This is a genomic window from Halomonas sp. (genome assembly GCF_052095765.1).
Lineage (GTDB): Bacteria > Pseudomonadota > Gammaproteobacteria > Pseudomonadales > Halomonadaceae > Halomonas.
The window spans coordinates 1-6519 of record NZ_JBQDJZ010000120.1; the positions used below are offsets into that span (position 1 = coordinate 1).

4 protein-coding genes are annotated in these 6519 nt (G+C 60.0%); 1 reads left to right on the forward strand and 3 read right to left on the reverse strand.

The window, feature by feature from the left end; genetic code table 11:
* Nucleotides 1–248: 248 nt before the first annotated feature.
* On the forward strand, nt 249–2063 hold the full coding sequence (locus ACTH3D_RS12155; RefSeq protein WP_441667394.1) for an ABC transporter ATP-binding protein: 1815 nt from the start codon (nt 249–251) through the stop codon (nt 2061–2063).
* Here ACTH3D_RS12155 and ACTH3D_RS12160 read toward each other — a convergent pair.
* From ACTH3D_RS12160 to nrfD, 3 genes are all read right to left on the reverse strand, one after another.
* Entirely contained in the window at nt 2057–2464 is a 408-nt protein-coding gene (locus ACTH3D_RS12160) for a DUF5362 domain-containing protein (protein ID WP_441667391.1), read from the reverse strand. The two genes, ACTH3D_RS12155 and ACTH3D_RS12160, sit on opposite strands and share 7 nt — an antisense overlap.
* A 188-nt stretch (nt 2465–2652) precedes the next feature.
* Nucleotides 2653–5745, reverse strand: coding sequence for a molybdopterin dinucleotide binding domain-containing protein (locus ACTH3D_RS12165; RefSeq protein WP_441667392.1), 3093 nt, complete (start codon nt 5743–5745; stop codon nt 2653–2655).
* On the reverse strand, nt 5738–6519 hold a 782-nt coding region (gene nrfD / locus ACTH3D_RS12170; protein ID WP_441667393.1), incomplete at its 5' end, for an NrfD/PsrC family molybdoenzyme membrane anchor subunit. The genes ACTH3D_RS12165 and nrfD, both read right to left, overlap by 8 nt.

The following is a 6519-nucleotide window of genomic DNA, read 5'->3' on the forward strand; positions in this document are numbered from 1 at the left end:
AACGTCACTCTACCGGAATGTAACCTGTCTCTCGATGGCGACTTTGGTAATTCTTTCCGTCAGCTGCGTTCTATTTACCGGATTCTGGCCATCTTGTCAGTTGAAAGACAGCTTTAAGCGCTTGGGTGAGGTGCGATAATGGCTGTGTTCATCACTGTTCAGGGATATTCATATTGTCTTCTCCACACGTCCAGCGCCGCGCCACTGATACGCATTCTTCTGATAACCGTGACTCTGACAAGCGCGGACTGGGCAGCTTCTTCAGTGTGTTCCGCTATAGCCGGCGCGCGCTGGGGCTGGTGTGGGAAACGTCGCGCGGGCTGACCATTGGCCTGGCGGTGTGCACGCTGATTGCCGGGGTGCTGCCGGCCGTTGCCGCCTGGGTCGGCAAGCTGATTGTCGATGCCGTGGTGGCGGCCATGGCGCTGCATAGCGAGGCTGATCAGGCGTTGACGCTGGCCAGCACCTGGCCGGTGCTGCGTTATGTGGCCCTTGAGGCACTGGTTATCGCGCTGATTGCCCTGGCCCAGCGTGGGCTGTCGGCACAGCAGTCGTTGCTGCGGGCGCAGCTTGGTAACAAGGTGAATGTGATGATCCTTGAGAAAGCCGGCACTCTGTCGTTGGCGCAGTTCGAGGACTCCACCTTCTATGACAAGCTGACTCGCGCTCGTCGTGAGGCGTCAACCCGCCCGCTGGCGCTGGTCAACAAGACCTTTGGGCTGTTGCAGAATGCCATCTCGCTGGCCAGCTTTGCGGTGCTGCTGGTGCAGTTCTCGCCTTGGGCGCTGCTGATCCTGTTGATTGGCGCCTTGCCAGTATTTGCCGCCGAAGCCAAGTTTTCCGGCGACGCCTTCCGGCTGTTCCGCTGGCGCTCGCCCCAGACGCGCATGCAGATGTACCTGGAGACCGTGCTGGCGCGGGAAGACAGCATCAAAGAGGTCAAGCTGTTCGCCCTGGGGCCGCTGTTTCTCCAGCGTTACCGGGATATTTTCCATACCCTTTATGCCGAAGAACGCCGCCTGACGATCCGTCGCGACAGCTGGGGCTTTGCGCTCGGGCTGCTGGGCACTCTGGCGTTATATGGCGCTTACGGTTGGGTTGTTGTGGCCACCGTCGGTGGGCGTCTGACTCTGGGTGAAATGACCATGTATCTGATGGTATTCAAGCAGGGGCAGTCAGCGCTGTCGGCAAGCCTGACTGCCATCAGCGGCATGTATGAAGATAACCTGTACCTGTCCAACCTGTATGAATATCTGGAGCAGCCGGTGGCGCCTTCCATGGGTACGCTCACCCAAGGCGCCATGCCGGGTGATGGTATCCGTTTCGAGGGCGTTGGCTTCAGTTATCCCGGCGCTGAAAAAAAGGTGCTTGAGGATATCAGCCTGCAGGTGCAGCCCGGTCAGAGCCTGGCCATGGTGGGTGAAAACGGTTCGGGAAAGACGACCCTGATCAAGCTGTTGACGCGGCTTTATGATCCAACTGAAGGGCGGATTCTGCTTGATGGCAGTGATCTGCGTGAATGGGATGAGCCTACCTTGCGGCGGCGTATCGGAGTGATATTTCAGGACTTTGAGCGCTATCAACTGCTGGTGGGCGAGAATCTTGGCGTGGGTGACGTTGAAGCCTTTACTGACACCGAGCGCTGGCAGAACGCCGCGCAGCAGGGCATGGCAGATGACTTCATTAGCGGGCTGAAGCACGGTTATCACACCCAGCTGGGGCGCTGGTTCAAGGACGGTCAGGAGCTGTCAGGCGGTCAGTGGCAGAAAGTGGCGCTGAGTCGTGCCTATATGCGCGAAGGTGCCGATATTCTGGTGCTGGACGAGCCCACTGCCGCCATGGATGCCGCCGCTGAGGCGCAGGTATTCGAGCAGTTTCGGCGTTACGAAAAGAAGCGCATGACGCTGCTGATTTCACACCGCTTTTCCACCGTACGCGCCGCGGATCAGATACTGGTGATCGATGGCGGTCGGATTATCGAGCGCGGCACCCACGCTAGCCTGCTGGCCGAGAACGGCCGTTACGCCCAGCTGTTTCGCCTGCAGGCAGCGGGTTATCAGTAGCCGCTCATACTGCCCATGCCATCCATACCCATCATGGCGCCGCCGAAGCCCAGCAGCATGGTGGCAACCATGAACAGCACATAGAGCAGGGTCATGATGCCGCTGATCAGGAAGTAGGTGCGCAGCTTGTTCATGGTTTGTTTGATATCAGCTTCGCTGCTGCTTTCATAGCCACGCTTGGCAGCGCTGGCCGCCTGAAACAGCGCCACGCCGGCCCAGACCGGGATCCAGGCAACCACAATTCCGATGATTGATAAGGCGGTAAGCAGGCCTGTCAGAATCAGCATCACGCCTAACAGCTGCATCCAGAAACGGCTGCGGTAGAGCGGTTCGATAATATCGCGAAGCTCATAGGGCGAACCTGATGGTGACGTTGGAGGCGTCTGGTTTATGGGTTCCATGATGGCTTGTTCTCCTTTGGTCTGTTGGTTTCATCACCCGACAATAGCAGCCTGTGACGGGTTTTTGTTGGGTACTGGTCGAAAGGTGAAAGCAAAAAACCACGCCATCCCGCTGTGTGGCGAAATGGCGTGGTCTAGCGGGCTTTATTTCAGTCTGCTGGTTCGGTCAGTTGGCTCAGCCCGTTACCTCAGGCCTCGACGCGTGAGATGCGGATCGGCAGGCCCTGACGGATGGAGGCGCCGCTGACGCCTTCAAGCCAGGTGCCGGACACCTTGCGGGTGGGGTCAGCAAAGCCCAGGTCGTTGATGTTGATGCCAGCACCAATCCATTCGTTGCCGGGCTGTTTTTCACCGTCAACGGTATGTGAGCTGGCACCCAGCTCGGTGTGGCCATAGCTGTGTTCAATACCCAGGGCACCTTTCATCACGCCGTCACTGACCAGCGCCAGTGCCAGCACGTCACCGCCGGGGCTTTCAATGCGTACGGTGTCGCCAAAGGCAATGCCATGGCGGGCCGCATCCTCCGTGTGCAACAGCACCGGATTGTAGGGCTTGATCATGCGTAGCCGTTCAAGGCCAATGGCATAGGAGTTCATGACGTTGGACTTGTACGAGAACGCCAGCATCGGCCATTCGTCCTCAGGATAGAGGTCGCGCATCAGCCGGCCATCCGACATCTCGGCCTTCTGCAGGCGTGGCGTGCCGGAGAGGCGCTCGCCTGTCTGGCTGTTGATGGTGGTGCCCACCTTGGGGCTGTAGACGCACAGCGTTTTCTTCCAGGCATGCCCCAGCTGGTCGTTACCCTTGTAGGCCTTGCTGAAGTCCTCGAATCGTCCGCCCCGAGCGTAAAGATAGGCCACCGGCCCGCGCTCGTTTTCCGGCAGAGTGCGCTCGAGCTTGCCCAGCAGCGGCGCCAGACCTGAGTGTTCAATATCGCTGTCGCTAGCATTGGGTAGCGTTTCGCCATCATGGGCAATGTTGGCTGCCGCACGCAGATAGAAATCCTCAGCGCGATTGAGCGGATGCAGCTTGCCGTCGGCACCGGGGATGGCTTTGTCACCGAAGCCAGGCAGCCCCAGGCGTTTGGCGGTAGCAATGAAGAACATTTCCATGCTGACCGGCTCGCCGCCGGCGGTTTTCTGCTGGCGCGGTTCGACAATAGGCCAACAGGCGGTGGTCATCCTGGTCAGGGTGCCACTCCAGGCGCCGGCAAAGCCCCACACCTCGTACATCACTGAGTCCGGCACAATATAGTCGGCGTAGCGGTTGGTTTCGTTGATGAAACCGTCGATCGACACATAGAGCCCCAGGTTTTTGGGATCCTTGAGCTTGTCGACAATGGTGGTGGTCAGCCCGGCCTGGCCGTAAAGTGGATTCGCCATGCAGCCGATGACCGCTTTAATCTTGTAAGGGTAGCCGTCCAGCCCCGAGCTCAGCTGCTCGGTCAGAATGGGCGGGGCCAGTGAGCGCCAGGGTGCCTTGGCCGGGTAGGGATTCTCGCCTGCTTCTACTTTGCGCTTGTATTCGGAGGTGTCTTCATAGGCAAAACGTGAGCGCGATACAAAAATGCCTTGCGGGCCGCGCTTGCCAGGAAAGTCGGACAGATCATAACGTGGGCCGTTGCCGGTACCGTTGAATTTGCCACCGCCAACCGCATAGCCGCCCTGGCGGTTGAAGCTGCCAGCCAGCAGGTTGAGCATCAGGATGCCGTAGGCCGCGTAAAAGCCAGTGGCTGACATCATGCCACCGTGGGTGTCGACGACGGCATCGCGGCCATAGGCGGCGAAGCGCTCGGCGATGCGCTGGATCAGGCCAGCCTCAATGCCACACTGTTCAGCATAGGTCGCCAAGCTGTGCTCATTGGCGGCGTCGCGCAGTTTGCTTAGGCTGCTCTTGACGCGGATGTTGCCTTGGGGGCCTTCCACATCGCGTTCCACAAATAGCGTAGCTTTCTGCAGATTGGTCGCGGGCTTTAACTCGCCGTTGAGATCCACGACCAGCAGGTCGTCGGCATCGCTGTCGGCCTCGGCTTCGCCGATATCGGAAAGACGCAGGAAATGACCCTGACGCGGATGGTTTTCAGTTTCTATCACCAGGTGTGTGGCGTTGGTATGGCCCACTTCGCCCGCCGCTTCAGCGGCCGGCTGACTGGGAAGGGCCAGATAGTCACCAGCGTAGGCTTCATGCTCGATCAACCACTGGATCATTGCCATGGCGAAAGCGGTGTCGCTGCCCGGGCGGATCGGTACCCAGCGGCTACGTTCGCCTGAAGCTTCTGATGCCGCCGCATTCAGGCCCGGGTCGACCACGATGTAGTCCAGGTTGCCGGTGGCGCGAGCTTCAGCCAGCAGGCGGCCCTGGCGCTTGAAGGGGTTACCTGCCTGACTCGGCGCGGTGCCGATGAACAGGGCAAACTTGGCGTTGTTGTAGTCCGGCTTGGCGTGGGCGTTCTTGGCCAGGTCATCCATCAGTGCGCCGGAGCCCATACGAAACGCCAGGCCGCAATAGGAACCGTGGTGGCCATAGTTGCGGGTGCCAAAGGCGTTGAAACCAAAGCGCTTGAGCAAGGCCGAGCGGCCGTAGTCGGTGGCCTCCATCATCAGCAGCTGGTTGGCCTTGGGGCCGAACTCGGGGTTGTCCGGGTCGATCAGCTCGTCGTGGTTGTGGATGGCGCGAAGGCCGTCCACCTGGCCTTCACCGAACAGGTCACCGCCCTCACAGACTTCTTCGATCAGCTGTTCAAAGGATATGCGCTCCCACTTGCGTTCACCGCGGCTTCCGGTGCGTTTGAGGCAGTGGGTCACGCGCTGAGGGCTGGTAATCTGCGCAATCATGGCATTGCCACGGGCGCAGGCAGTAGCGCGGCCGTTCAAGCCCTGATCGTGATAGGCACTGACGGACTTCAGCGCATCGACCACAGGAGTGCGCATGGGCAGTTGTGCATCAGAAGACAGCGGGTGGTAGGGGTTACCGATGCTGCGCAGCACTTGTTCGGTGTTGTTATCGACACGCACCCGCACGCCGCACTGGGTGGTACAGCCATAGCAGATGGTAAAGGCGGTACGCTGATCAGGGTTGAGTGTCAGCTCGCCGCTTTCCAGGTTGACGTTATACTCCGGCGCCAGGGCATTACCGTAGATGGGGTTGACCGGCTTCTCACCGGCGCTGCCCGAAACGCCTTTAGCCATCTTAACCAGCGGGCCGGAGTAGCCGGCCGCGAAGGTCGCTGCACCACCGGCGGCAACGGCCCCTTTGAGCATACGACGACGTGACTTATCCATGGCTGGGAGCTCCTTCGTGTAAAGCGGAAGTTGAAGCTGAGACGGATACGGAGTTGGCTTCGGGGGCGGCGGGGTGGTTCGCTTGCGGATCATTGGTGGCCTCACGCCACGGTACAAACAGGTCGATCAGCAGGATGGCAGTCAGCCACAGACCAAAGATACCGATGATACCGAGCAGGCCGTAAGAGCCCAGGTCGATGTAGTAATCGTTGAAGCCAGCGGTATTGCGCGCGACAGTCTGGACGTTCATTAGCACGACCCAGCGGAACATCCAGGCCACGTGTAGCGCCAACAAGCCAATGATCCAACCCATGGCCTTGCGTCGCGGCGCTGAGCGACGCATGACGAAGGCCAGCATCGCTAGCACCACACCCGCAATGCCGCCTTCAACAGCAGTCGTGCGCCAGGCAGGGCTGTCGTTGACTGATTCGAGCGCCGCGGCGACCGAGCCTGATACGGCATTGACGCCATCCAGGAACCAGGTCAGCGCGATGAAGCCGCTAACCACACAAGCCACGACCATGATGGCCAGCATCTGGCGGTTGGTGTCAGGGTTGCGCAGGCGGGTAATACGGTTGAGCACCAGTACCATGCCGCAGGCGCCGATCAAGCCAGTGGCAACAAACATCGGCGGTAGCCAGTTGGTGTGCCACAGCGGGCGGCCCTTGAGGATGGCCACTTCGAACCCCGTGTAGATCATGATGCCCAGTGAGGCGATCAGGGCAGCCAGGCCGACCAGTGCAACTACGGCACGTGGTGCCTGCCAGTTGCCCC

Coding starts and splice junctions, on each gene's coding strand:
- ACTH3D_RS12165 (WP_441667392.1), bottom strand. CDS start 5,745: ATGGATAAGTCACGTCGTCGTATGCTCAAAGGGGCCGTTGCCGCCGGT.
- ACTH3D_RS12160 (WP_441667391.1), bottom strand. CDS start 2,464: ATGGAACCCATAAACCAGACGCCTCCAACGTCACCATCAGGTTCGCCC.